Consider the following 24,631-nt stretch of genomic DNA (forward strand, 5'->3'; position numbering starts at 1 on the left):
GAACCTAGGAGCTAGGCGTGTCGCGCGCGTGAATCATCATAATTTCCGATGCGGTTGTACGGTTTTATTCGCTATGCAGATGCACTTTGTGCACGTGAGAATGAATTAACCGTCACAGAAAAGGGCCGCAGCAGCCAGTGAGTTGCCGACCTTTCGCCACATAGGAGAACACATGTCAAGCCAAGAGGTTGAGGTCCTGGTCGTAGGGGCAGGCCAGGCCGGGGTAGCGATGAGCGAGCACCTAAGCGAGCGGGGAATTCCCCACGTCCTCCTGGAACGCCACCGCATTGCCGAACGGTGGCGTTCCATGAGGTGGGATTCCCTGGTTGCCAACGGGCCCGCCTGGCACGATCGTTTCCCGGGCCTGGAATTCACCGACATCGAGGCCGGCTCCTTCCCCTCCAAGGAGCAGGTAGCCGACTACTTCGTGGCCTACGCCCAGAAGATCGGCGCGCCCATCCGCTGTGGCGTGGAGGTCAAGTCAGTGCGCAGGAACGTCGGAGCACCGGGCTTCCACGTACAAACATCCGATGGGGAGTACAACGCACGCTACGTCGTAGCCGCCACAGGGCCGTTTCAGCGGCCGGTGATCCCCGCCGTCGTTCCCGAAACCGCCGGACTCAGGCAGATGCACTCAAGCTCGTACCGTAACCCCGGCCAACTGCCCCAAGGTGCCGTCCTGGTGGTGGGTGCCGGTTCCTCCGGCGTCCAGATCGCCGCGGAAATCCAGCGTTCAGGCCGGCAGGTGTACCTTTCCGTTGGCCCTCACGACCGGCCCCCGCGGAACTACCGTGGCCGGGACTTCTGTTGGTGGCTCGGTGTGCTCGGCAAGTGGGACGCCTCCACTCCGGCACTTGGGGCCGAACACGTGACCATCGCGGTCAGCGGGGCAGACGGCGGCCACACCGTTGATTTCCGGGCGCTCGCCGAGAACGGAATCAAGCTCGTGGGACGGACCATGGAGCTTCAGGACGGCACCATGCGCTTCGCGGACGATCTCCGTACCAACATCGCGAACGGCGATGCCCACTACTTGGATTTGCTCGACGAAGCTGACGCCTACGTGGAACGCAATGGTTTGGACCTGCCGGAGGAACCTGAAGCGCGTTTCATCAGGCCGGACCCGGAGAGCCTCACCAACCCCATCCATGAGCTGGACCTCGTCGCGGCCGGAATCACCTCCATCGTGTGGGCAACAGGCTTCGCGGTGGACTACAGCTGGCTTCAAGTGGACGCTTTCGATGACAAGGGAAAGCCGCTGCAGCAACGCGGTGTCTCCACCGAGCCTGGCGTGTACTTCCTGGGCCTGCCCTGGCAGTCACGCCGCGGATCCAGCTTCATCTGGGGCGTCTGGCATGACGCCAAGTACGTGGCCGACCAGATCACCATCCAGCGGAGTTACTTGATCCACAACGAGCAGGATGCCCTGGTGGCGAGCGGAGCCGTCTGATGCCAGAGCCGCAAAAGGGGACCATGCCGAGCAGGCGTGGTCCCCTTTTTGGTGGTTGGATTCAGGCGAGGCCGGCCAGCGACCTGGCCGAAAGAGCCGCCTCCATTTTCTGCGGGTCAAGCAGTCCGCGCTCAATCACCAATTCGGCAATGCCTCGTTGGGTTGCGAGGGCCTCCTTGGCCAGTTCTGCAGCGGCGGCGTATCCGATCAAGGGTGCCAATCCGGTGACCACGCTGATGGATTCGAGCATCCGTTGCTGCAGCATCTGCGTGTTGGCGGTGATGCCGTCCACGCAGTGTGTCCGGAGTTGGCGGCAGGCCACAGTGAGCCAGGCGATCGACTCAAGCAAAGCGTCAGCAATGACAGGCTCGAAGGCATTGAGCTGGAGCTGCCCTGCCTCCACGGCCATGGTTACGGTGGCATCCGCGCCGATCACCCGGAAGGCAACCTGGTTGACCATTTCCGGGATGACCGGGTTGACCTTCCCGGGCATGATGGAGGACCCGGCCTGCACTGCGGGCAGGAGGATCTCGCCAAACCCCGTCTGCGGGCCGGAGGACAGCAGGCGGAGGTCATTGCAGATCTTGGACAGCTTCACAGCAGCCCTCTTCAAGACGCCCGATACGAGCATGAACACGCCCGTGTCGCTGGTGGCCTCCACAAGGTTGGTCGCGGAGGTGAGCTGCAGTCCGGTGATGGAACTGAGCTCATTGATCACAGCTTCCCGGTAGCCGGGGGAAGCGGTGATGCCGGTGCCGATTGCAGTGGCTCCAAGGTTGGATTCACGCAGGTGGGGAAGGAGTTCAAGGAGCCGTTGGCCGTCCTCACGGAGGGTGTCGGCGAAGGCACCAAACTCTTGTCCCATGGACATAGGCACAGCGTCCTGCAGTTGGGTGCGGCCCACTTTGATGATTCCGGCGAACGCCGTGGCCTTCGCGTCAAATGCTTGGATGAGCCGGGCGTGCTCGTCGCAGAACCCCGATATTTCCCGCTGCAGGGCGATCTTGATGGCGGTTGGGTAGACGTCATTGGTGGACTGGCTGCGGTTCACGTCATCAATGGGATGCAACGCCGCGTAGTCGCCCTTGCGGTGACCCATCAGTTCCAGTGCGCGGTTGGCAATGACCTCGTTGGCGTTCATGTTGGTGCTGGTTCCCGCGCCGCCCTGGATCGTGTCCACCACAAACTGGTCATCCAGCAGGCCATCCATGACTTCCAAGGAAGCCTTTTGGATGGCTGCGGATTTGTCCGGATGAAGGAGGCCCAGGCTTTCGTTTGCCCTTGCTGCTGAGTATTTCACGGCACCCAGGCTCCAGATGAGGGAACGCAGGGTGCCGATGGTTCGTCCGCTGACGGGGAAGTTGTCCACGGCCCGGAGCGTGCTGATGCCCCAGTAGGAAGCCTCGGGAACGTCCGCGTCCCCGAGGCTGTCGTGCTCTCGTCGTACTCCCGTGCAGGGAGAAGGTACTACTTGTTCTGTCATGGTCCTGTTCCTGGAAATGCTGACGACACCGGACTCCCTGGCTACGGTGCCAGGTAGTCCAGTGCCGTGAGTGCCAAGGCGGCTGCGCCGTCGTGAATGGCAAGGTTGGCGGCATCGCCGACGCAGTGCGCGGCGAACTCGGGTTGGTGGTTGGCTGCCGGGAAGCAGCCGAGTCCTATGTAGGGGTGGATGGCCGGAACAACTTGGGAAACATTGCCCATGTCTGTTGACGCCCGGTTCATGGTGGCTTGCTCTGGTGGGGCGTTGAAGTCCCGGCCGAGAGCCTCCGCATGGTGCATGTACAGTTCAAGTGCCCGCAGGTCCGTGCGGAACTCCGAGTAGGGCTCCGATTCCGGGGTCACGGACAACTCGCAGCCGGACGCCAAAGCCCCCGCTTCGAAGCACCGTTGAACACGCTCTTCCAGCTCGCCCAACAGTGCAAGTGATTCTGCACGGACGTACCAACGGCCCTCGGTCTTTTCCGGAATGGCGTTGGGCGCTTCGCCCCCGCGCGTCTGGATTCCGTGGACCCGGGTACCGGAAGGCAGTTGTTGGCGAAGAAGGCCCAACGCTACCTGGGCAACAATAAAGGCGTCGTTGGCGTTGACACCCTGATCCGGATACGCAGCGGCGTGGGCTGATTTGCCCCGGTATTCCACGTGGTTGTGGGCCACTGCGTAGGGGCGGGCTTCGGCGGAATCGACGGGGCTGGGATGGGCCATCATGGCCAGGTCCAAGCCCTGGAAAGCGCCCTTTTTGAGTAGCTCGATCTTTCCACCGCCGCCTTCTTCGGCAGGGGTTCCATAAAGTTCCACGGTCAGGTCATGTTCGGCTGCGAACTGCGCCAAGGCCGCGGCGGCACCACATGAGATAGCCGTGATGATGTTGTGGCCGCACGCGTGGCCCAGGCCTGGAAGGGCATCGTACTCAGCCATGAGTCCAACGCGGCGGGAGCCCGTTCCGAAAACAGCACGGATCGCAGTGGGGAAGCCCAGGTACTCCCTTTCCACCTCGAAGCCGTGCGCGGACAGGTACTCCGCGGTCCAGCCGGCGGCACGATGTTCCTGCCAGCCGAGTTCAGGATTGGCGTGCAAGGTTTCGGAGAGATGGATCAGCTGCGGCTGCTGCTCGCTGACGGAATACAGCACCCGTTGGCGCTGAACCGCTGGAGTGGTGGTGGTTGCCGGTTCAGCGCTCATCGCCGGCAACTCCATAACTCACGGAAGCTGCGGGATCCAAGCCGCGGACTACGTAGTCCTCCCGCTGCGGAAGCCAAACTTCCAGGAGCTCGTCCAGTTGCTCGATCGGGTGGTCGTGCCAGTCCACGCGCAGGTCCGTGTCCCTCCAGCCGTGTCCGGATACCACCGAAAGTCCGGCCGATCGCACGGGTCCGGCTTCGCCGCCGGCCGCAACAGCGGCTCGAAGGGCAGCCATAAGGCGCACTTCCAGCTCTCCGGCGGTGGTTTCAAAGACGTCGCAGAGGACTTGGGCAATCCCCGGAGCGGCGAGCATGTTGCCCGCCGCCACACTGTTGGGGCCCCTGCCTTCGCCAAACACGCCAAGGGTATGCGCGCCGCTGAATACAGCGGATCCGCCGTTTGCGTCGAGCACCACCAGTTGCCGGTAATCCACTGCAGGTGATTCCTGCACGACGGCGTCAATCGCCTCCTGCGCGGAATAGCCCGCCTGCAGGCGGTCGAGTAATGCTGTTCCCAGACGAGGATCGGTGATGTTCTGGGAGCTGACAGCGCCGACCCCGTCGCGCAAGTGCGCGCAGCGGGCAGCAACAGCGGGAGATGAGGAAGAGACCGCTATGCCGAACCTGCCGCTGCCGTCTGTGGCCGCGATGCTGAATGTCATGACTGCCCCTCCGAGGTACCCGTGGAGAGCACGGCGGTGGCGTCAATTTCCACAAGCCATTCCGGACGGGCCAAGGCCTGGACCACGATGCCCGTAGAGACAGGGAAAACGCCTTTGAGCCAGCGGCCCATGGTCCGGTAGACGGTTTCGCGGTAACGGGGGTCGATGAGGTAGACGGTGACTTTGACGATGTCTTCAAGGCTGCTGCCCGCCTCCTTGAGCAACATATCGATGTTGGCCATGGCCTTCTCCGTTTGGGCTTCGACGTCGCCAATGCCCACGGACTCGCGGGTCTCAAGGTCTTGTCCGATCTGGCCCCGGAGGTAAACCACGCCGTTGGCCACCACGGCCTGGCACAGATCGTTGTCCAGGTTCTGCTCCGGATAGGTCTCTTTCGTGTTGAACGTACGGATACGCTGGTGCTTCATGTCGCGGCTTGCCTTTCAGTTCTTGGACGTGTGCTCGTCTTCTTCAGCTTCCTGTGGTGCTCTAAATCTGTCCAACAGTTCTTTTAGAACGATTGCATCGACTTTTCCGATGAATGACGTAGCCTCTTCTTATGGATGTGACACTCACGCAGTTGCGCTACTTCGTGGAAGCGGCAGCCCAGCTGTCCATGACAGGCGCAGCCGTTCGCCTCAACGTGGCCCAATCAGCTGTCTCAGCGGCCATCGCTCAGCTGGAGCGGCACGTTGGGACGCAGTTCTTCATTAGGCAGCGCTCAAAAGGCCTGGTGCTCACACCAGCCGGCGAGCTGTTCGTCAGGGACGCCCAAGCCATCCTTGCCCAGGTTGAAGAGAGCATTGACCACGCGCGTGGAGAGCACCAAAGCGTCTCCGGGCGGATCCGTGTTGCCTGCTTCAGCACGCTGGCACCTTTCCTGCTGCCCGGTGTCCTGACGAAATTGCGGGAAGACCACCCGGCCCTCGAAGCGGAAGTCATCGAAACCGATACTTCGGGCTGCATCGCAGCATTGCTCAGTGGACAGGCGGATTTGGCGCTGTGCTACGACCTCGACCTGCCCGAAGCGATAGCCAGTTCAGTGGTGGATACCGTGAGGCCCTACGTGGCACTTCCGCCAGATCACAAGCTGGCGGGATCAAAGACTGTTCAGCTGTCCGCATTGAGCGGCGAACCCTTCGTGCTGCTGGACCTGCCGCACACCCGCGATCTCATGCTCTCCATCGCCAGGCTCGGTGGCCGGGAGCCCGACGTCAGGTTCCGTTCGGCCAGCTATGAAACGGTGCGTACTTTCGTGGCCCGTGGCCTCGGCTACTCCATCCTTCACCAGCGGCCACAGCATCAGTTGACGTACGACGGCGGCCAGCTGGCCGCCGTCGAAATCCGTGATGATGTGCCGGAATTGAAGACAGTTCTGGCCCACCTGAAGTCCCATCGCCCCACGGCGAGGGTGCGGGCGGTAGCGCAGGCGGTGCGGCACCAAATCGTTGCCGCCCGCTCGGCCCGAAGCTAGGCCGGCTGTTTCCGGACAGCCAACCGAGCAAGTGCACGCTCCACCAGATGGCGCTGACGGGAACCAGTGACCGCATCCGGATCAAGCATGGAGGTGACGTGCAGACCCATCATGACGTTCAGCAGTTCATCGGCAACCGCATCCGGGTCCGCCAATGGTTCGCATTCGCCGTCGTGCTCTGCTTGGGCAAGGAAACCCATCACCAGCCCGCGCCAATGCAACAGGGCCTCCCTGCCGACGGCGCGCAGCGCGTTTTCAGTCTGCGCCCGTTGCCAGAACGAAACCGCAACGCGGGCTTCCACCACGGTGAGGGGATCGGCCGGGATGATTTCCAGGCACAAACTTCGAAGGGCTGAAAGGCCGCGACGGCCGGCCGTGCCTGCGGCGATGCGTTCGTTGGTGCGTTCGCAGATCAACTCGTAGGAGGCCAGCAGCAGTGCGTCCTTGTTGGGAAAATAATGGGCCAGCACGCCCGGTGCCGCGTAGCCGCACTCCCGGGCGATGTCCCGCATGCTGGCGTTCTCGATGCCCTGCTCAGCAATCAGCCGCCACGTGGTCTCGATGATGGAACGCCGGCGTTCATCGTGATCAACCAAGCGGGGCATGCTGCTCCTTCAATTCGGGTGGGTGGCCATGGCGGGACCGTGAGCACCCTACCATTGCGGGAACGCCGGGGCGCGCTCCCGCAATGGTGGGCACGGGTGAAACCGTCAGTGTCCGCAGGAGCCGCCGCTTTGCTCGGCAGGAGCGCAGTGTCCGGTGGCAGAGGAAGGTACGTTGAGCGTGGGGTTCTGATCGAAGAAACCGTGTGGCTTCAGCGTGAAACCGGTGGTGTCAACGGGCATGATGGGCCAGTCCTCGGGGCGGGGGAAGTGGGTCAGGCCGAATGAGTGCCACACCACGAGGTCCTGGCCATCAATGTCCCGGTCCTGGGCCACGTAGCTGGGAAGCCCGGCACCTCCGGGGTGCTGGTTGACGAAGTCGCCTGCCGCGTAGAGCTCGTCCTCGGCGTGCTGCGTGACCCACAGGTGGTGTTTGGCGAAAGCGGCCCGCGAAGCGATGGAGGAATCATCGGCCATGGCCAACGTGGGATTGCCCTCCGGATAGAGGGTGTAGCCCACGGGGTGGCCAAGGTGGTTCAAGGAGTCCGGGTTGCTGATGTGCCACACCCTCCCCTTGGTGCCATCGGCGTCGCGGACTGACTCCGATTCACGGGCCAACACTGTGCGCTTCTGGGTGAAGGCGTTGCCGTGCGGGTTTCCCGGTCCCTTGGGAAGGCGCACCAGGTCCAGTTCCTCAACCCGGTTCGTGTCGCCGTCGATCATCATGTCCAGCCGGGCGCTGAAGAGGTGCTGGTGGTAAGGGGCACCGAGGCCCGGGGCGATCTCCGAGGCGTAGGCATAGTCCTTGTCCGGGAGCGCTGCCGTGAACACGATGCCCGTGGCCTTGGCCTCGAACTCGATGGTGCCGTCCAGGTAGAGGTACCAGTAGAAGCCGTAATCGTAGTTGCCCACGGTGGTGAAGAAGGAGACAACCAACCTGCGGTTGCGCCGAACCTCGTTGGAGCCGGCCCACTCGTCCGTGTGCTTCCACAGGATTCCCGCGTCTTCCTCGTGGATGCAGATGCCGTTCTCGATCACCCGCGGATTGCCGAAATCATCAGCCACCACAGGGGACATGTACGTAATGTCACCCAGGCAGTCGCAACCCAGCTTGAGCGAGTTGGCGTCCCGGCCCACCAGGTACTCGCCGGAATCGAAGTAGTTCTGCCAGCTCCGATAAGGGGACGGATCGCCGTAGGGGACCACCATTTCGGAGATGGAGGCGCGGTGAACCACCGGCCGACGCCGGCCCTGGTGCGAGTGGTGAAGTTGGTGGAGGACCAATCCTTCGCGGGCATCGAATCCCACGCGCAGGTCCCAGCCGGCCCAGGAAAGGTGATTGCCTTCCAACGAGAAGCTGGGACCGTCGGGCTGGGTGATTTCTATCGGCTTCAAGTCCGTGCGGAGCTCGCCGTGAATTGTGGGGTCGATGTAGTTCCCGTTGACTTCCGGTACCGGCACGGGGCCGTCGTCGATCAAGTGGTTCACTCGGCGGTTTTCCACATCCACGAAGGCCACCAACCCGTCAATCGGGTGGGCCCAAGGGTGGTCCGCGGCGTGGTCCTGGCGGAATCCGAGGCCGCGAAGAAGCCGTTTGCCTTCCTCGTTCCCGTACTCGAAGACGCCGGCGGATAGGGGAGCGACACGGACCTGCGCCGGGGTCAGGCCACGGCTGGCCAGTGCTGCGTTCCACTGTGGATCTACAGCCAGGATGTCCTCGATGATCCCGAATTCCTCAAGCAGAACGGGCAACTGGCCATCGATTGCGGGGTTGAGTTCCCGCGTATCAAGGACGAGTCCTGTGGTCAGGGACAGCCTGACATCGAGGGAGCGCGACTCTGCCGCGTCCCAAAGCATGGTCCGGACCAGGCGAGGGGCATCTGCGGCATCTCCCTGAAAGGCGGTCTTGGGCGGTTCGATCAGGCCGAGGTAGGCGAAGCGGGTGGTCTCTGCGACGAGGCCGGCCTCTGCCAGGATCCGGCGGGCCTGGTGGATCTCCTGTGCCGAGAGCTGCTCAAGCGGATGCTGCCCCAGCGGAGCCTGCGTCGTTGCGGCCAAAGGGGTGGTCTGAAGGGTCATGGCACTTCCTGAAGTCGATTTTTGATGGTACAACTGTTCAACCAACGCTTTGATGTTACCCACCTCACAGGCCGGCGTAAAGTCCTTGACCCAAACGTCGCCGGCGGCCAGGAGAACCATGAACCAGCAATACCGCCTACCTTGGCGGCGCGGCACGACCGTGCCCCTTCCCGCCGGCCTTGTGGGCGTTGCAGCTGCGGGCAGCGCCCTAGCCCACGTGGCGGCGGCGGCAAGCGGCCCGGCAGGCGTCATGGCCTGGTGGATGGCGGCGATGGGTGCTGCGTGCTTGACCTGCGTCGCTCCCATGGCTTGTTCCCTCATTCGAAGGAGGGCGCGGCACTGCGTCCAGCAGGCTGCGCCACGTGCCGCCGGCCACCTCTTGGCGATGAGCGCGGTCATGATCCTCATCCACCTGGTCCTGCTGTTGGGGCCTGGCAACGGGCACCACCGTGACAACCGGGGCGCCTCCGTAGCTGGTCACCAAACAGCCATGCTCGACCTCATTGGCGTTGAACTTCTCTGCCTCATGGCTGCTTCCGCGGCCCTGCGCGTCGCCCGTACCTCAACCCCACAGCTCAATCCCCACCACTAAAACCCCCACACCAGGAGCCACCATGAACACCACCTCAACCACACTCTCCTTGGACTGGCACGGCCGTGCCGACGCCCTCGCGATCGATGGAAGGGCTTTCGTCGATGGTCGCCGAACAGCGTCAAGCACGGAATCCACCCGCCCCACGATCAGCCCGATTGATGGCCGTGTCCTTGCTGAGCTGGTTTCATGCGGAGCCAATGACGTTGATCGCGCGGTAGCAGCCGCCAGGCGCGCTTTTCCCGCGTGGGCCCGATCCGGGGCTGAGAAGCGAAAAGGGCTGTTGCTGGCGTTGGCTGCCTTGATGGAGCAACATTCTGATGAATTGGCGCTCTTGGAGACCCTGGATAGTGGAAAGCCAATCCTGCAGACCAGTACTGTTGACGTGCCCGGCGCTATCTCGACGTTGCGCTGGTATGCGGAGGCTGCGGATAAGCAGAACGGTGAACTACCGGCAGTTCCGCCCGGGGCAACCGCCCTGGTGACCCGCGAGCCCCTGGGTGTGGTGGCAGCAATCGTGCCGTGGAACTTCCCGCTGGAAATCGCGATATGGAAACTGGCTCCGGCGCTGGCTTCCGGAAACACTGTGGTGCTCAAGCCGGCCGAGCAGACCTCGTTGAGTGTCCTGCGCCTCGCCGAATTGGCCACGGAAGCGGGCCTTCCGGATGGCGTGCTGAACATCGTTACAGGCGCAGGGCGGGAAGTAGGCGCGGCGTTGGCGCATCACATGGACGTTGATGCGCTGGCCTTCACGGGGTCCACCGCCGTCTCCCGCACCCTGTTGGAAGCCTCGGGTCGCAGCAACCTCAAGCGGCTTAGCCTCGAGGCAGGCGGCAAGAGCTCCAACATTGTCTTTGCCGATACGGCGGACCTGCCCGAAGCAGCAGCCAAGGCCGCCTTCGGGGCCTTCTACAACCAAGGGCAGGTCTGTTCTGCGAATTCACGGATCCTGGTGCAACGGGATATCCATGACGAGTTCGCAGCCCTCCTTGCAGAGGCGGCGGCCGGCTACCGGCCCGCAGACCCGTTGGCTGGTTTGGAAGGCAACGGTGCCCTTATCAGCAGCGCCCACGCGAACGACGTCGAGGGCTGGATTCGGCGCGGCCGCGCCGAAGGTGAGGTGCTTTTCGGCGGTGAGCGGCGCGAAATCCGGGGCTCGGATGCCTACCTGGAACCCACTTTGTTGGGCGGTCTGGGTGCGGATCACGACGTCCACCGCGAGGAGATCTTTGGGCCCGTGGCTGTGCTGCACGCCTTCGATTCGGAGGAGGAAGCGGTGCGTTTGGCCAATGCCACAGACTACGGATTGGCTGCCTCTGTGTGGACGTCGAACTTGTCCCGCGGACATCGCGTGGCAGGGGAGCTCCTTGCTGGAACAGTCTCCGTCAACACCGTGGACGCGCTGGGAAACACCACACCCTTTGGCGGCTTCAAGCAGTCCGGGTTCGGGCGGGACCTCTCCCTGCACGCCTTCGACAACTACACCGCGACAAAGACCACGTGGATCCAGTTCGGCTGAGCCACCTCATCTGAAAAACCGCTGATATGCATCACCATTCAATGGTTTACGTGATGCAGTTCACAAGCTTACGCTGGGCCAGACAGCAGACCAGGTTAGGCGCCGAAGGGCTTTTGGGGAAGGCCTGCCAGAATCTGCCAGCATCCTTCCACTGTGTTAAGGACACCCTCAAATGAAATCGATGCTCCGCTCCCGTCTTTTCGAAATCGAACAAGAGTCCATCGCCCCCATACCGGCCGAAGCGCGGCACGGTAGGTCCCGGGAACTCTTCACCATCTGGTTCGGGATGAACATGACGCCCCTAACGGTGGTCACCGGCGCCACGGCCACCACACTGCTGGGGCTTCCCATGGTCGCCTCCATCATCGCGATCTTTCTCGGCCACGCAATCGGCGGAATCGCCATGGCTCTACACGCGGCGCAGGGACCGCAGCTGGGCGTCCCTCAGATGCTGCAAGCCCGTGGCCAATTCGGATCGCGCGGGGCGAGTCTGATCGTGGCGGTGGCGATCCTGATGTTCGTGGGGTACTTCTCGTCGAACCTGATCGTTTCCTCGGACTCAATCGCAGCGCTTCTGCCGGAGGCCAATGGAACTGCCATGGTCATCGGCTGCGCTGTCCTCAGTTTCATCATCGCTGCGTTCGGGTACAACCTGGTCCGGAAGGTGACAGCCTTGGGCGCTTACGTGGTTGGCGCACTGGTGCTGGTGTCCTTCGCGGGCCTCCTTGCCAGTGGCGACTTTTGGGCTCAAATGAACCACGGTGAATTCACGTGGACGGGTTTCTTCGCCATGCTGGCAATCGGAATCGTGTGGCAGCTGACATACGCTCCCTACGTGTCGGACTACTCCCGGTACATGCCTGCCAAGTCAGGCACCAAGGGAGCCTTTTGGGGAACCTACTTGGGCTGCGTCACGTCGAGCGCAGTGTTGATGGTCCTCGGTGCCGGGGTTGGGATCGCCGTAACGGGCGTGGATTCGATGACAGGGCTTCATGGCTTGCTCGGGCCGGTACTCGGTGCCGCGGTCTTGGTGGGATTTGCTTTGGTGGCCGCCGCGGGAAACTCGGTGAACGCCTACTGCAGTGCACTATGTGCCCTGACGCTGGTGGAGACCTTCATCAGCGGATGGCGCCCTGGAATCAAAGCCCGCCTGGTGACGTCCCTGGTGCTGCACGTGCTCGGTGTCGCTTTGGCCTTAACCGCCGCAACCAGTTTCGCGTCCTCCTACTTCAGCTTCCTCAGCGTGCTCCTGTACGTGCTTATCCCGTGGTCTGCCGTCAATTTGGTGGACTACTACGTCATCCGACACGGCTCCTATGCAGTAGATGAGTTCTACGCTGCCGACGGTGGCCGCTACGGCCGCTGGAATGCCGGCGCGCTGGCGGTTTTCGCCATCGGCGTTCTTGCCCAGGTCCCCTTCATGGCCACTTCCTTCTATACAGGTGTGGTGGCCGAGGCTATGGGCGGAATTGATATCGCCTGGCTCGTGGGCCTCGGAGTCAGTTCGATGGTCTACATCGTGATCGCCCGCACCGCCCCGGGGCTGATACGCCTCGATTCAGAAGCCCAATTCAGCTCCATCGAACCCCAAATCCATGGAAAGTAATGACATGACCCACGCAGACTGGATTTTCAGCGGCGGCCCCGTACATACTATGGATCCCCTCCAACCCCACACAGAGGCAGTTGCGGTTGCCAACGGGAGAATCGTGGCTCTCGGTACCGATGCCGCAGGCTGGCGTGGTCCAGCAACTGAGCTGGTTGACCTTACCGGAAAGGCGCTCCTTCCCGGCTTTCAGGATGCACACGTCCACCCGCTCGCTGGCGGGCTGCAAATGCTCGGCTGTGATCTTTCCGGAGTCCATTCCCTGGCGGAGTATCGCGCGCTGATTGCGGATCATGCCCGGGCAAACCCCGCTGCGGAATGGATCCAGGGTGCGGGCTGGTATGGCGACGTTTTCGACGGCGGCTTCCCGCATCGTGCGCTGCTGGACGAGCTCGTTCCGGACCGGCCTGTGTTCCTGATCAGCCATGACGGCCACGGTGCCTGGGTAAACTCGCGTGCACTTGAACGTGCCGGCATCACTGACACGACTCCTGATCCGGACGGAGGAGTCATTGCCCGGGATGGAGCGGGAGCCGCCACCGGCATGCTCATTGAACACGCGGCAGACCTCGTCTCGGCACTGATTCCGGATCCGGACCAAAAGCATATCCGTCGTGCGCTTCTCACGGCCCAGGCCTATCTGCACTCGTTGGGTGTGACCGCGTGGCAAGATGCCGCCGTCGGACAAGCCCTGGGGATGCCCGACTCCTTCGATCACTACCTGGCCTTGGAGTCGGAAGGGCGCTTGACCGCGACGGTGACCGGGGCGCTCTGGTGGAAGCGGGATTGCGGTCTCGAACAGATTGAACTCTTCAAGGAACGCCGTGCCACATCGCCGGGTCGCTTCCGGGCTACAGCCGTAAAGATCATGGTGGACGGCGTCTGCGAAAACCTCACCGCTGCCTTGACCCGGTCATACAATGGCCATCCCCATGAAACGGGCATGAGCCTCATCCAACCGGACGAGCTTGCGCGAATCACGCGGGCTGTGGATTCCGAGGGCTTCGACCTGCACCTGCATGCTGTTGGTGACCGGGCCGTGCGGGACTGCGTCAACGCTCTGGACTTGCCGCGCCGCGAAGGCTGGGACCCGCGCCACCAGATCGCACACTTGGACTTGGTTGATCCGGCCGACGTCGCCCGCTTCGCCGCCACAGGGGCAATCGCCAACATACAACCGCTGTGGGCCAGACAAGATCCGGTCCTGGTTGAAACCAAGTTGCCCTATCTCGACGAAGCCCACCAACAGGTGCACTTTGCCTTCGAGACCTTGCGCCGCGCCGGCGTCGAACTCGCCATCGGCAGCGACTGGCCGGTCTCCAGCCCCGATCCCCTGTGGGGCATTCATACAGCTGTGAACCGCACGGCGCCGTCGGCTGACCCGCATGCCCGTGACACCCGCTCGCAAACGGATCCGCTGTTACCCACCGAAGCTATTACCCTCGGCGCGGCGCTCGCCGCCTACACCACGGGAGCTGCGCGCGCCAATCGGCTTGACGCCGAGCGTGGTGCCATCCGCCTGGGCATGGCCGCCGACTTGGTTGTTCTCGACGCCGATCCCCTCGCCGTCGAAGCCCGCGAGCTGGGGGCGATCGGCGTCGACTTCACTTTCGCTGAAGGCCAGCCCGTTTACAGCCGCGCCCACAACGGGGCGCTTCCCACTCTTCTTGCTCAGTAGCAAACTTAAGCAGTAGCAAAGGATCGATCATGGATCAGCCAGTAGCCTCAACGCGGCTCGCGCAAGAGCAAAGCAAGCATCTACAAAAATCCCTGGGCCGCTTCGACATCCTGTTGTTGGTGGTCGCCGCGGTCATCTCAGTGGAGGTCCTGGGCCAGGTCTCCGGCTTCGGTGGGGAAACCTTCACTTGGACACTCATCCTGGCCGTGACGTTCATGGTCCCCTATGGACTGATCTTCGCCGAGACGGGCGGGGCCTTCACCGAAGAGGGTGGCGTCTACGTGTGGACGAAGATGGCGTTTGGGCGCGTGGTTGCAGCCATCACGTCCCTTTTCACCTGGGTGACGCAGCCCGTCTGGGTGGGTGGCGCCATGGCATTCGTCGCAGTGGAAACCTGGTCCGAGTACGTGGGTCACGTGGACGCCGGTAGCCCGGCCGATTACATCTTCAAGCTGCTCTTCATCTGGATCACGGTGACCTCAGCGATTATCAGCTTGAAGCACGGCAAATGGTTGCCCTCACTGGGCGCCATCCTCAAGGTCGCGTTCCTGACCTTTTTCATTATTGTCACCATGGTTTACGGGCTGCAGCACGGCTTCAACGGTTTGGACCTGGGCTTCTTCTCGCCAACACTTGCCGGCTTCCTGGGCGTCACTCCACTTCTGCTGTTCTCATTCCTTGGATTCGAGTCCGGAAACAGTGCCGCCGGGGAAATGAAGAACCCGGCCAAGGATGTTCCCATCTCGGTTGCCCGGTCCTCCATGATTGCCGCCGCAAGCTACCTGCTCCCGATCCTTGCCATCCTGCTGGTGGTACCGCTGGACCAGATCACCGGCATTGGCGGGCTGTTCGGAGCAATAGCCACCGTTTACGCCGTCTTTGGTCCTGCCGCTGAGATCATGCTGTCTATTTCGGCCGTAGTTTTCTGCTTCATCCTGGTCTCCCAGGGTGCCGCTTGGATGATCATCAGCGACCGCATGCAGGCCATGGCCGCGGCAGACGGCTCCTTCTTCGGAGGCTTTTTTGGACGCTTCCACCCCAAGTTGGGCACGCCCATCCGCGTTAATACGCTTTCAGGTGTGGTGGCGACGCTGTTCATGCTCGCAGCCATGCAGCTCAGCGGCACCAGTAGCGCACTGTTTGGAGTGGTCCTGTCCATCGCGATCTCGACGTTCCTGCTGAGCTACCTGTTTGCCATCCCCGCGGCTGTGAAGCTCCGGAGCAAGTATCCCCAGGTTGACCGTCCTTTCAAGGTGCCGGTCTCCGATACAGGTTTCCGCATCCTCGGCTACATCTGCTTCGCATGGATCCTGATCGGGTCCTGGGTTGCAATCTTTCCGGGAACGCTGGATGTGCTCTTCGGACTGCCGTACGACTTTGAGGCCACGTGGGGCGTCCCGCAGTTCACCTTCGAAGCCTTCGCCCTCGGCACGCTTGGGTGCATCCTGGCGCTGGGACTCGTGGGCTATGCCCGTGGGAAGAAGGTGCGTGACGCGGTAGCGCCAGTGAGCGAGACCGTAGAGCTGGTCAACGACTAGCTACAGCGTTCGTCAGCGCGTTTCGAGGTCCTCGAGCGTTTTGCCCTTGGTATCCGAGGACAAAAGGGTTGCTACAGCTGAAACCAGGCAGATGCCGAGCGTGGTCAGGCCGATGACCATGGGGATGTTCGCTGATCCCGGGGGAGCGATCGCCGTGAACAGGCTCGGGAAGAAGGAAGCGATCATGAGTCCGATGTTCTGCGAGACAGCGAAGCCGGTCACCCTCATCCGCATGGGGAACTGCTCCTGGAAGAAGGTGGCAAAGGTGGCGTTCCACATCTGGAAGAGGATGCCTTGGACGATCACGACGCAGACGAAGACCAGGGGAAGGCTGCGCTGTTCGATCGCCCACAGGTAACCCACGGTCAGCAGTCCGCCGGCAATGCCGCCGGCCACCATCAGTGTTCGGCGGCCAATCTTGTCGGACAGTGCGCCAAACAGTGGGATGGTCAGCACCGCGGCCACATTGGCTGCCAGGGTCACCCAGAGGAACTCGCTGCTGGAGAAGCCGATGCCATAGCCCTTTTGGGTGGCGAAGGAGACGCCGAAGATGAGGGTGGCCATGCCGATGACGTTGGTGAACGTCATGATGATGCACCGCAGCAAAACCCAGGGGTGGGTGCGCAGGAGGTCCACCAGCGGGAAGCGGCGTTTAGCGCTGGCGTCCTCGGACTGGGCCAGGTAGGCGGGGGGCTCCTCCACGCGGCGACGGATAACGTACCCGGCCACGATCACCACGGCGCTGAGCAGGAACGGCAAGCGCCAGCCCCATGAGTGGAACTGCTCTTCAGGGAGGAGTGCGGCGAGGGGAATCAGTACCGCGGTAGCAAGGATGGAACCCACCTGCGTGCCCTGCAGGCTGAAGCTCGCGAAGAATCCGCGCTTCGCGTCGGGGGAGTGCTCGACGATCATGGCACTGGCGCCACCGAGTTCACCTGCGACGGCGAATCCCTGGATCAGCCTCAGAATCACCAGGAGGACGGGAGCCAGAAGACCCACCTGACCATACGTGGGCAGGAGACCGACGGCAAAGGTAGCGAAGCCCATGAGCAGCATTGCGAAAACCAGCACCTTCTTGCGCCCGTGCCGGTCACCGTAGGCTCCCAGGATCACGGCGCCGAGCGGGCGGGAAACGTAGCCCACGGCGTAGGTGGCCAGCGAGGCGATGATGCCCACGGTGGCATTTTCGGTGGGGAAGAAGATCGTGGGAAACAGAAGCGTCGCCGCCAATGAGTACAGAGCGAAGTCGTAGTACTCCAGGGCGCTTCCGATCCAGCCGCTCATCGCGGCCTTCTTCGGATCCTTCTGGCCGGTGGTTGGTTCGGGGCCGGTGGCGTGTTCGGGGGAGGTGCTGAGATCCCTCCGGTGCGTGACGGTCACGTCGCTGTACTCCTCTGGCGTCGTTGGCAAGGAACAAGAACTCTTCCCATCCAGGACTGAACAAAGTGGTCATTCAGCGTGAGGAAGGTTACATCTTGAATCGATTCATAAATCATAAGACGTGACGTGCGCTACGTCAACGCACGACGGCGGCAGGCCACCTTTGGTTCCAGTGGAACCAAGGCGACCTGCCGCCGTCGTCTATTTACTACTTAGCGAGGAAGCGCAGCAGGACCTCATTGATTTCGGCGCCGTGCGTCCAGAGCATGCCGTGCGGTGCGTCTTCGATCTCGACGTATTCGGCGGACGGCAGGCGCTTGGTGAACTCGCGGCCCGTGGAGTCGATGGGAAGGATGCGGTCGTCGGTGCCGTGGACGATCAGTGACGGGACGGTGACCTTCTCGATGTCGGAGCGGAAGTCCGTGAGCCATGAATCCACAACTGCGAACGATGCGTACCAGGACGAGCCTGCTGCGACGTTCCACGAATTCCGCAGCGCTTCTTCGCTGAGGCGGTTGCCCAGGAAGTTATCGGTGTTGAAGAAGTCATTGTAGAAGTTGGTGAACCAGGCGTAACGGTCTTCGATAGCGGCGTTGCGGATGCCGTCGAAGACTGACGAGGGAACGCCTGTTGGGTTGTCGTCCGTCTGGAGGAGGAAGGGTTCGAGGGATGCCAGGAACGCGGCCTTGGCGATACGGGCTTCTCCGTAGGTGCCGATGTATCGTCCAACTTCGCCGGTGCCCATCGAGAAGCCGACCAGCACGACGTCTTGCAGGTCCAGGGTTTCTAGCACGGTGTTCAGGTCTGCTGCAAAGGTGTCGTAGTCGTATCCGGTGGTCGGCTTGCTGGACTTGCCGAAGCCGCGGCGATCGTAGGTGATGACTCTGAATCCGGCGTTGAGGAGGGCGGCCGTCTGCTTTTCCCATGAGCCGCCGTCCAGTGGGTAGCCGTGGATCAGGACTACGGGCTGACCTGCCCCGTGGTCTTCGTAGTAGAGCTCAATGTCCGTGGTGTTTTCGGTGCCGACCTTGATGAAACCCATGATGTTGTCCCTTTTCTGCGAGTGGAGAACGTGCGTTCTCTTCCTGTGTTCTCCATCGTAGAGAACGTTCGTTCTCAATGCAAGTACAATGGGTGCATGGATATTTCCGAAGTTCGCGAACGCATCGTTGCCACTGCCGACGAGCTCTATAACGCGAAGGGAATCCAAGCCGTTGGCATGGACGAACTTAGGACGGCGGCAGGAGTTTCGCTAAAGAAGCTTTATGCGGAATTCCCCTCAAAGAGCAGCATCGTCATGGCCGTGCTTGAGCACAGGCATAAGTCCTGGACCGAAGGGCTCGACGCCACGGTGCAGCAGGCCGGGGTGCCCCGGGAACGCCTCCTCGCCATCTTCGACTACCTCGCCGGATGGTTTTGTCAGGATTCGTTTCGCGGATGCGGTTTCATCAACAGCTTCGCCGAGCTCGGAGCCATCAGCCCGGACGTCGCCGATTATGCGCGGAAGCATAAGGAATCGTTCCAGGAATACGTTGCCCGTTTGGCCGGCGAGGCCGGCGCCCCAAGCTACCTGGCGCCGCAACTCGCCATCCTTGCCGAAGGTGCCCAGACCACTGCGGCCATCGCAGGAACATCCGATGCCGCCGGGCAGGCGCGTCAAGCAGCGGCAGTGCTGATCGACGCAGCCCTCACAGCCGACTAGGCTTCTGACACGCGTCCAGCGCGGCAGGAAGAAGACTATTCGTGTTTGAAGTCCCCAGCATCTTGTTCCTTTCGGCAGGCTTCGCGGTGTTGGCCGCGGCAGTTCTGCCGAAATTGTTGCGCCACATGCCGCTCTCCATGCCAATGGTCTTTCTGGGCAGCGGAATTCTGGCGTTCACTCTGCTTCCTGACTTACCGGACCCGGACCCTGTCCAGTATGGGGATTTCACGACGCACCTGACCGAAGTGTGCGTCATCATCTCCCTCATGGGTGCCGGACTGGCTTTGGACAGACCGTTCCGTTGGCGCGGATGGACTACCACCTGGCGGCTCCTCGGGATCGTCATGCCCTTGTGCATCCTGGTGATGACGCTCCTTGGCCTGTGGGTGTTGGGCTTGGGTCTGGCTGCCGCCATCCTCGTAGCTGCAGCGATCGCCCCCACTGACCCTGTGCTGGCCTCAGAGGTTCAGGTGGGAAAACCTGCAGACACTGAAGATGACCCGGACGAAGACGAGGTCCGCTTCGCTTTGACCTCCGAGGCGGGTTTGAACGACGGACTCGCCTTCCCCTTTGTGTATTTGGCCATCCTCATCAGCTTGGTGGGGGCGTCCCCGGAGGCCTGGCTGGGGGAGTGGCTTGCGTTGGATGTTCTCTGGCGCATTGGTGTGGGGGTGCTGCTCGGTTTCGGAACCGGCAAGCTTCTGAGCCTGATCTTCTTCGCCGCCAAGGGTAAGAGCTTCCGCCTGTCAGAACACTCTGAGGGCTTCGTGGCGCTCGCAGCTACTTTCCTGGCCTACGGCGTTGCAGAGATGGTGGAGGGCTACGGGTTCATCGCAGTTTTCATCTGCGCCCTGACAATTCGATCCGCTGAGCACAACCACTCCTACCACCAGGTGCTGCACAGCTATGTAGAGCAGCTCGAGCGCCTCATGACGGTGGTGATCCTGGTGCTCCTTGGCGGCGCCATAGCTCGCGGACTTCTGGAAGGAATCGGTTGGCTGGAGCTGTTGGTAGCCTTCACGTTCCTCTTGCTGGTCCGCCCTCTGGCTGGATGGCTCGGGCTGATGGGTGGCAAGACCGGCCCGCGCGAACGCCTGGCCATTTCCTACTTCGGCATCCGCGGGATCGGGTCCCTTTATTACGTGGCATACGCGCTGAGCCATGGCAACTTCGACGCCGAGGCGCACGAGCTTTGGGCCCTGATCGGCTTGGTGGTTGCGCTATCCATCGTGGTGCATGGTGCCACCACTGCACCCCTTATGAACCGGCTGGATCGGCTCCGGGCCGCTGAAGCCCGCAAGCAACATGGCGACGAAGGCAGGGCGCCCACCACCGCTGTCTAGAAATGAAACTCGTCCACCGAGTGCGGCCATGGAAGACTGGACGCATGTCTCCCCGTCCCATGAAACCGCGCCCCCAGTCCGACGCCGTCGACAATGAAGGCCCCACGCCGCTGAGTAAAGGACGCCGTCACCTCGCTATGAGGCTCGACGACGCGTGGCTTGGTTTTCAGACGCGTCTCGCGATCCGGCGGGGCCGGGTGGAGACAGTCATCCCTTACACCGGGTACGGCAGTACTTCCTGGGTTCGGGTCCTCGCACGGATCGTCCGAAGTGACCCCCGGGACGCCGCGGGTCACACAAATCCATTGCAGGAAAGCATGCGCGGCTGGCGCAATTTCACCAGCGCCCCCGTGGCCCACGCCCAAGTGAACGTGACCATCGCCGGCACCGTTTTTGACGTGAGGGCTGACCGCGGCGGTGTTGTGGATGCTCGTATTCCCGTAGCCCTCGACGCCGGTTGGCACACCATTACGCTGCAATCCGGGGAGTCAGAAATCGTGGAGGCTCCCGTGGAGATCGTCGCGGACGATGCCGATTTCGGCGTCGTGTCTGACATTGACGACACCGTAATGGTCACTGCGCTGCCGCGTCCGTTCCTGGCAGCTTGGAACACCTTCGTCCTCAACGAGCACGCGAGGACTCCCACGCCGGGCATGGCTGTGCTGTATGAACGGATCGCCAGGACGGCACCTTCCGCACCTGTGCTGTATCTGTCCACCGGAGCATGGAACGTTGCCCCAACCCTGTCCCGGTTCCTGTCCCGCAACTTGTACCCCGCCGGTCCCAAGCTCCTCACGGACTGGGGCCCGACTCCTGACCGCTGGTTCCGCAGCGGCCAGGAGCACAAGAAGACCTCATTGGAACGCCTCGCGGAGGAGTTCCCCAACATCAAGTGGCTGCTGGTGGGCGACGACGGACAACATGATGAGTCCATTTACTCCGAGTTCGCCCAACGTCATCCCGCGAACGTCAGGGCCATCGCGATCCGTCAACTTTCCGCGGGTGAGGCGGTGCTTGCCGGTGGACGGTCAAAGTCCGGAGGTCAGCCCACTCCTGGAATCCCGTGGATCTATGCCCCGGATGGAGCGGGAATGTCGGCCCAGCTTGAAGAACTGGGCGTCATCCGGAATGAGGTTCGGTCCGCCGACGACCCCGAAGAAGGCGAAGTGCACACGGCATCGGAGTGATGACTACGCGACGTCGATGAACACCGGGTTGGCGTAGAACCAGGTATCCGCCCACGGGTCAGCGTCCCCGAGGTTGTCCCCGTGGCGGATGGGCCCGGCGGGGTCCACGGCAGCGCCGTAGTAGCCGGCGCCTTGGCGGTTTCCGTCGCTGCCGCGGAGGCGGAAGTAGCAGGATTTCTGCACGTCCTTGATGACGTGCTTGACGGTGAACGTTCCGGTACGCCCGGAAACATCGATCTGCTTCCATACCGCTGTGCCAGGGGCCCTCAGAGTGTCGCGATCTGCCGCGGCACCGGTCACAGCGCCACCGATGACGTCAACGTGGGCGAGCTCCGGGAGGATCCCCGCAAAGTTGCGGTAGTCCGTCGTCGTCATGGTGATGGAAATTTCGACGTCGGCACCTCGCCTTACCTGGAGGCGGGAACCGAGGGTGACGCCGTTGCGCCCGTTACTGTTGCCTGCGCCGCGCACCTCGCGGACCCGCACGTCGAGTCCCTGGAGGAGGTGTCCGTGGTCCACCCACATGCGGCCGTTGCGCATTGCTTCCAGGACGCCGGTGTAGGAGCGTTTGGTGACACCGGTGTGAAGGCGGCTGAACTGTCCCGGCCAGTAGTCGCTGCCACCCTGCTTTTCGCCGGTATCAAAGGGATCGGCACGCTTGCCCGTGACGGACCAGCGATCGAATTCGCTGGGCAGGCTGAGGTAGGGCTCCTCTGCCGGGTACGGTCCGGTTTTCCAGGTGTCCTTCACTGTGAGGTGGTTGTCGGAGTTGGACGTGATCCAGAAGGGCAAGCCTTCAGCGAGCATCGAGTCCCAGACGCCACCCACCGTTGCGGTTGCCCAGTCGAAGCCGCCGTAGGGCCGGAAAGCGTCGGCCGGGTAGCCGGGAAAACTGTACTGGGTGGGGTTGTTGGTGTATTCGCCGCGCTGGTCGCCGGCCCTGGAGAACTGGCTGACGCCGGAGCCTTGCGCACCCGGGGCACCTTCCATGCCGATCATCACTTCGCGGGCTGCATCGCGCCAAGCCCGGAGTTCGTGCGGGGAATCGATGCCCAGCCGCATGGGATGGTTGGCCAGCGCTACGACGTCGTCGATGTAGCCGGAGCGCCGTTGGTTGGCCAACCAAGCAATGGCTTCAACTGCTTTTCGCTCGAACGTCTCCACTTGGGCCGTTCCAGGGGTTGGCTTCTCCCATTGGTTCAGCTTTCCGTCCCACACCAGTTCGAAGGTCCGCAGGAGGTTCACTTCATTGGGACCGGGCGCGACGAGCACTGACGCGTGCTCAGCTCCCGGGATGTACCATTCGAGTCCCTGGAAGATCAGTAGGTCGGGCCTCGCTGCACGCTGCGCCTGGATTTCCTTGTTGGCGTTGACTGCTCCGCCGTTGTTGGCGTGGCCAAAGTTGCTGTGCTCAGTCAGTGCCAGCCAGTCCACGCCGTAGGACTGTGCGGTATCGAGCTGCTGCTTGATCATGTACTTCGCGTCGTGGCTGTACTGGGTGTGGACATGGTGGTCTCCGACAAGCCACTTCAGCTGGGGGTCGTTGCTGCCCGGGTTCGCCGTCGCCGGCCGTGCCATGGCGGCCGTTGCTGCGCTGCCCGCGGCCAGGATGCCTGCCGACTGCAGGATGCGCCGGCGGCTCAGTCCCATGGTTCTCAGCTCAGCGTCGGCAAGCTCCACTCGTTGGCTGTGGGTAGTCGTGTTTTCGTCTGCGGTGCACATAGCGCTTCCCTCTGTAGTTTTTTGTGATCCCCCAGCGGGATCACAGTAGGGAAGCGGGATGGCGTGGAGGTTAACCGGGCGGGAACGGTTTGGGGGAGCGCCCAGAGGGTGTGCCCCCCTAGCGAGTTCGCGGGAGAACGTCGAAACCACCCGGAAGCTACCAGCGATCCGGCAGCATTCCGGCGGTCTCGGGGCCGGTACCCCTTAGCCGCTCGCCTGGCTGAGCACCTCAGCGTCCTTGGGCGCCCCGACGGATCCCCGCTTTATCAAAGTTGCCACCAGATCCGGGCCGGGCCCGGCAGCTTTCCTGCCCTCAATCTGCCTGATCAGCGCTGAGGCTGCGGCAATTCCCATGTCGTAGACGGGCTGTGAGATGACGGTGAGCGGGGGAGTGGTGAGGCGGGTCCAAGCGAAATCGTCGTACATGAGGAGCGAGACGTCTTGCGGGACGGAACGCCCTGATTGCTGGATGGCTTCCACCACGCTCAGGGCGATCAGGCCGTCGGAGGCAATGATGGCCGTGGCGGCGTCCGGTCCGCTCAGCAGGTCCTGCGTGATCCGCATGATGGAGTCGGCGTCCCCTGCATTAAGCCGGACGAGGTCAGTGGGATGGGGGAGGCCTGCTTCATCGAACGCACGGTGGATTCCGTCCAGGCGGTCTGATATCTGCGAAGAGTCCAACTCCATCCCTGCAACATAGGGGGCTTCGGTGCGGACGGTGGAGACGAAGGCGATTCGCCGGTGCCCGGCCTCGATCAAATGTTTGGTGGACTCGTAGGAAATGCTTCCCATGTCCACGGCAAAGGTCTCAACGTCAACCCCTGCGGCGGCGCGGTCCAGTAGGACCAGGGGGCGTCCGGACTCGCGGACCTGCTGCAGGTGCGAGGTTTCCAGTGAGGATGCGGGAGCAACGATAAGTCCGTCTACCCGCTTGTCCAGGAGCACCCGAACGGCGTCCACTTCGGCAGCCCGTTCCTCGTCCGTGTTGATGAGGATGACGTTGTAGCCGCTCTTCTTGGCGGTGTCCGTGATGCCCCTCATGGCGAGTCCGAAGTGGGGGTTTTCGATGTCGCCCACCACCACGCCAATGGTGTTCGACTTGCCGGTGTTCATGCTGCGCGCGAGTTCGTTGGGCCGGTACTCGAGCTCCTCGGCCGCGGCGAGAACGCGCTCGCGAACCTCATCGCTCACGGCGCCGTAATTGCCCAATGCGCGGGCGGCTTGTGCCTTGGACACTTTCGCGGCTTTGGCGACGTCGGCAACCGTCACGTCCCGCCGTCGGGATCCGTCAGTGCTCATGTTCACCTTTCAGGAGGGGTGTTGACGCGGCTTTGTGAGTTCCGCTACATTTCTATCAATCGATGTGAGTCCGGTCTCAATCCTAGGGGCTGAGACCGGACTCAACAAGACCCCGCA

Annotated in this window: 20 protein-coding genes; 10 read left to right on the plus strand and 10 right to left on the minus strand. The window is 62.5% G+C overall.

Annotated features, from left to right (window positions below; translation table 11 throughout):
* The first annotated feature begins 172 nt into the window (after window positions 1-172).
* Window positions 173-1,450 (plus strand): flavin-containing monooxygenase, encoded by a 1,278-nt coding sequence (locus tag ACNAOT_RS03250; RefSeq protein WP_420180008.1) that lies wholly within the window; start codon window positions 173-175, stop codon window positions 1,448-1,450.
* A 61-nt stretch (window positions 1,451-1,511) separates the two neighbouring features.
* Here the strand turns inward: ACNAOT_RS03250 and ACNAOT_RS03255 are convergent, their stop codons facing one another.
* Genes ACNAOT_RS03255 through ACNAOT_RS03270 form a run of 4 tightly spaced genes read right to left on the minus strand, consistent with a single transcriptional unit; the run spans window position 1,512 to window position 5,221 of the window.
* Window positions 1,512-2,933, minus strand: a complete 1,422-nt coding sequence (locus ACNAOT_RS03255) for an aspartate ammonia-lyase (protein ID WP_420180009.1) — start codon at window positions 2,931-2,933, stop codon at window positions 1,512-1,514.
* 41 nt (window positions 2,934-2,974) lie between these two features.
* Window positions 2,975-4,132: a M20 family metallopeptidase gene (locus ACNAOT_RS03260; RefSeq protein ID WP_420180010.1), complete on the minus strand. Its 1,158-nt coding sequence runs from the start codon at window positions 4,130-4,132 to the stop codon at window positions 2,975-2,977.
* Window positions 4,122-4,793 (minus strand): DUF1028 domain-containing protein, encoded by a 672-nt coding sequence (locus ACNAOT_RS03265; protein WP_420180011.1) that lies wholly within the window; start codon window positions 4,791-4,793, stop codon window positions 4,122-4,124. Before ACNAOT_RS03265 ends, ACNAOT_RS03260 begins: the two co-directional genes overlap by 11 nt.
* Window positions 4,790-5,221: a RidA family protein gene (locus ACNAOT_RS03270; RefSeq protein WP_420180012.1), complete on the minus strand. Its 432-nt coding sequence runs from the start codon at window positions 5,219-5,221 to the stop codon at window positions 4,790-4,792. Before ACNAOT_RS03270 ends, ACNAOT_RS03265 begins: the two co-directional genes overlap by 4 nt.
* Window positions 5,222-5,352: 131 nt before the next feature.
* Here ACNAOT_RS03270 and ACNAOT_RS03275 point away from each other — a divergent pair, with 131 nt between their 5' ends.
* On the plus strand, window positions 5,353-6,267 hold the full coding sequence (locus ACNAOT_RS03275; protein WP_091465083.1) for a LysR substrate-binding domain-containing protein: 915 nt from the start codon (window positions 5,353-5,355) through the stop codon (window positions 6,265-6,267).
* On the opposite strand, the gene ACNAOT_RS03280 is transcribed toward ACNAOT_RS03275, so the two are convergent.
* Entirely contained in the window at window positions 6,264-6,872 is a 609-nt protein-coding gene (locus ACNAOT_RS03280; RefSeq protein ID WP_364307640.1) for a TetR/AcrR family transcriptional regulator, read from the minus strand. The two genes, ACNAOT_RS03275 and ACNAOT_RS03280, sit on opposite strands and share 4 nt — an antisense overlap.
* 105 nt (window positions 6,873-6,977) lie before the next feature.
* Window positions 6,978-8,948 carry a primary-amine oxidase gene (locus ACNAOT_RS03285; protein ID WP_420180013.1) on the minus strand — a complete coding sequence of 657 codons (1,971 nt, stop codon included), beginning with the start codon at window positions 8,946-8,948 and terminating at the stop codon, window positions 6,978-6,980.
* 118 nt (window positions 8,949-9,066) lie between these two features.
* On the opposite strand from ACNAOT_RS03285, the gene ACNAOT_RS03290 reads away from it, so the two are divergent.
* The 5 genes from ACNAOT_RS03290 to ACNAOT_RS03310 all read left to right on the plus strand — a co-directional run bounded on the left by ACNAOT_RS03290 (window position 9,067) and on the right by ACNAOT_RS03310 (window position 15,881).
* Window positions 9,067-9,540, plus strand: coding sequence for a hypothetical protein (locus ACNAOT_RS03290; RefSeq protein ID WP_420180014.1), 474 nt, complete (start codon window positions 9,067-9,069; stop codon window positions 9,538-9,540).
* Between the two features lie 22 nt (window positions 9,541-9,562).
* Window positions 9,563-11,059: an aldehyde dehydrogenase family protein gene (locus ACNAOT_RS03295; protein WP_420180015.1), complete on the plus strand. Its 1,497-nt coding sequence runs from the start codon at window positions 9,563-9,565 to the stop codon at window positions 11,057-11,059.
* A 172-nt stretch (window positions 11,060-11,231) separates the two neighbouring features.
* On the plus strand, window positions 11,232-12,665 hold the full coding sequence (locus tag ACNAOT_RS03300) for a purine-cytosine permease family protein (protein ID WP_420180016.1): 1,434 nt from the start codon (window positions 11,232-11,234) through the stop codon (window positions 12,663-12,665).
* A gap of 4 nt (window positions 12,666-12,669) precedes the next feature.
* Entirely contained in the window at window positions 12,670-14,343 is a 1,674-nt protein-coding gene (locus ACNAOT_RS03305; RefSeq protein ID WP_420180017.1) for an amidohydrolase, read from the plus strand.
* Between the two features lie 29 nt (window positions 14,344-14,372).
* On the plus strand, window positions 14,373-15,881 hold the full coding sequence (locus tag ACNAOT_RS03310; RefSeq protein ID WP_420180018.1) for an APC family permease: 1,509 nt from the start codon (window positions 14,373-14,375) through the stop codon (window positions 15,879-15,881).
* A 12-nt stretch (window positions 15,882-15,893) separates the two neighbouring features.
* On the opposite strand, the gene ACNAOT_RS03315 is transcribed toward ACNAOT_RS03310, so the two are convergent.
* Together ACNAOT_RS03315 and ACNAOT_RS03320 are read right to left on the minus strand one after the other, a co-directional pair.
* Entirely contained in the window at window positions 15,894-17,261 is a 1,368-nt protein-coding gene (locus ACNAOT_RS03315) for an MFS transporter (protein ID WP_420180019.1), read from the minus strand.
* A gap of 208 nt (window positions 17,262-17,469) precedes the next feature.
* Window positions 17,470-18,303, minus strand: a complete 834-nt coding sequence (locus tag ACNAOT_RS03320; RefSeq protein WP_420180020.1) for an alpha/beta fold hydrolase — start codon at window positions 18,301-18,303, stop codon at window positions 17,470-17,472.
* Between the two features lie 96 nt (window positions 18,304-18,399).
* Here ACNAOT_RS03320 and ACNAOT_RS03325 point away from each other — a divergent pair, with 96 nt between their 5' ends.
* Genes ACNAOT_RS03325 through ACNAOT_RS03335 form a run of 3 tightly spaced genes read left to right on the plus strand, consistent with a single transcriptional unit; the run spans window position 18,400 to window position 21,493 of the window.
* On the plus strand, window positions 18,400-18,963 hold the full coding sequence (locus tag ACNAOT_RS03325) for a TetR/AcrR family transcriptional regulator (protein WP_420180021.1): 564 nt from the start codon (window positions 18,400-18,402) through the stop codon (window positions 18,961-18,963).
* 41 nt (window positions 18,964-19,004) lie between these two features.
* Window positions 19,005-20,306: a cation:proton antiporter gene (locus tag ACNAOT_RS03330; protein ID WP_420180022.1), complete on the plus strand. Its 1,302-nt coding sequence runs from the start codon at window positions 19,005-19,007 to the stop codon at window positions 20,304-20,306.
* Window positions 20,307-20,350: 44 nt separating this feature from the next.
* A complete protein-coding gene (locus tag ACNAOT_RS03335) occupies window positions 20,351-21,493 on the plus strand; it encodes an App1 family protein (RefSeq protein ID WP_179017877.1) in 1,143 nt (380 codons plus the stop codon).
* 3 nt (window positions 21,494-21,496) lie between these two features.
* Here ACNAOT_RS03335 and ACNAOT_RS03340 read toward each other — a convergent pair whose 3' ends face one another.
* Window positions 21,497-23,215 carry a PHP domain-containing protein gene (locus ACNAOT_RS03340; protein ID WP_420180023.1) on the minus strand — a complete coding sequence of 573 codons (1,719 nt, stop codon included), beginning with the start codon at window positions 23,213-23,215 and terminating at the stop codon, window positions 21,497-21,499.
* Between the two features lie 204 nt (window positions 23,216-23,419).
* Complete coding sequence (locus tag ACNAOT_RS03345) at window positions 23,420-24,514, minus strand: LacI family DNA-binding transcriptional regulator (RefSeq protein WP_420180024.1); 1,095 nt, start codon at window positions 24,512-24,514, stop codon at window positions 23,420-23,422.
* Window positions 24,515-24,631: the final 117 nt, after the last annotated feature.

The sequence above is a fragment of the Paenarthrobacter sp. TA1.8 genome (assembly GCF_048595705.1).
Taxonomy (GTDB): domain Bacteria; phylum Actinomycetota; class Actinomycetes; order Actinomycetales; family Micrococcaceae; genus Arthrobacter; species Arthrobacter nitroguajacolicus.

Excerpts from the sequence above, each read along its gene's own strand:
- ACNAOT_RS03295 (WP_420180015.1), top strand. The coding sequence starts at position 9,563 with ATGAACACCACCTCAACCACACTCTCCTTGGACTGGCACGGCCGTGCC.
- ACNAOT_RS03305 (WP_420180017.1), top strand. The coding sequence starts at position 12,670 with ATGACCCACGCAGACTGGATTTTCAGCGGCGGCCCCGTACATACTATG.
- ACNAOT_RS03325 (WP_420180021.1), top strand. The coding sequence starts at position 18,400 with ATGGATATTTCCGAAGTTCGCGAACGCATCGTTGCCACTGCCGACGAG.
- ACNAOT_RS03340 (WP_420180023.1), bottom strand. The coding sequence starts at position 23,215 with ATGTGCACCGCAGACGAAAACACGACTACCCACAGCCAACGAGTGGAG.
- ACNAOT_RS03300 (WP_420180016.1), top strand. The coding sequence starts at position 11,232 with ATGAAATCGATGCTCCGCTCCCGTCTTTTCGAAATCGAACAAGAGTCC.
- ACNAOT_RS03260 (WP_420180010.1), bottom strand. The coding sequence starts at position 4,132 with ATGAGCGCTGAACCGGCAACCACCACCACTCCAGCGGTTCAGCGCCAA.
- ACNAOT_RS03250 (WP_420180008.1), top strand. The coding sequence starts at position 173 with ATGTCAAGCCAAGAGGTTGAGGTCCTGGTCGTAGGGGCAGGCCAGGCC.
- ACNAOT_RS03290 (WP_420180014.1), top strand. The coding sequence starts at position 9,067 with ATGAACCAGCAATACCGCCTACCTTGGCGGCGCGGCACGACCGTGCCC.
- ACNAOT_RS03280 (WP_364307640.1), bottom strand. The coding sequence starts at position 6,872 with ATGCCCCGCTTGGTTGATCACGATGAACGCCGGCGTTCCATCATCGAG.
- ACNAOT_RS03345 (WP_420180024.1), bottom strand. The coding sequence starts at position 24,514 with ATGAGCACTGACGGATCCCGACGGCGGGACGTGACGGTTGCCGACGTC.
- ACNAOT_RS03335 (WP_179017877.1), top strand. The coding sequence starts at position 20,351 with ATGTCTCCCCGTCCCATGAAACCGCGCCCCCAGTCCGACGCCGTCGAC.
- ACNAOT_RS03270 (WP_420180012.1), bottom strand. The coding sequence starts at position 5,221 with ATGAAGCACCAGCGTATCCGTACGTTCAACACGAAAGAGACCTATCCG.
- ACNAOT_RS03310 (WP_420180018.1), top strand. The coding sequence starts at position 14,373 with ATGGATCAGCCAGTAGCCTCAACGCGGCTCGCGCAAGAGCAAAGCAAG.
- ACNAOT_RS03275 (WP_091465083.1), top strand. The coding sequence starts at position 5,353 with ATGGATGTGACACTCACGCAGTTGCGCTACTTCGTGGAAGCGGCAGCC.
- ACNAOT_RS03320 (WP_420180020.1), bottom strand. The coding sequence starts at position 18,303 with ATGGGTTTCATCAAGGTCGGCACCGAAAACACCACGGACATTGAGCTC.
- ACNAOT_RS03265 (WP_420180011.1), bottom strand. The coding sequence starts at position 4,793 with ATGACATTCAGCATCGCGGCCACAGACGGCAGCGGCAGGTTCGGCATA.
- ACNAOT_RS03285 (WP_420180013.1), bottom strand. The coding sequence starts at position 8,948 with ATGACCCTTCAGACCACCCCTTTGGCCGCAACGACGCAGGCTCCGCTG.
- ACNAOT_RS03255 (WP_420180009.1), bottom strand. The coding sequence starts at position 2,933 with ATGACAGAACAAGTAGTACCTTCTCCCTGCACGGGAGTACGACGAGAG.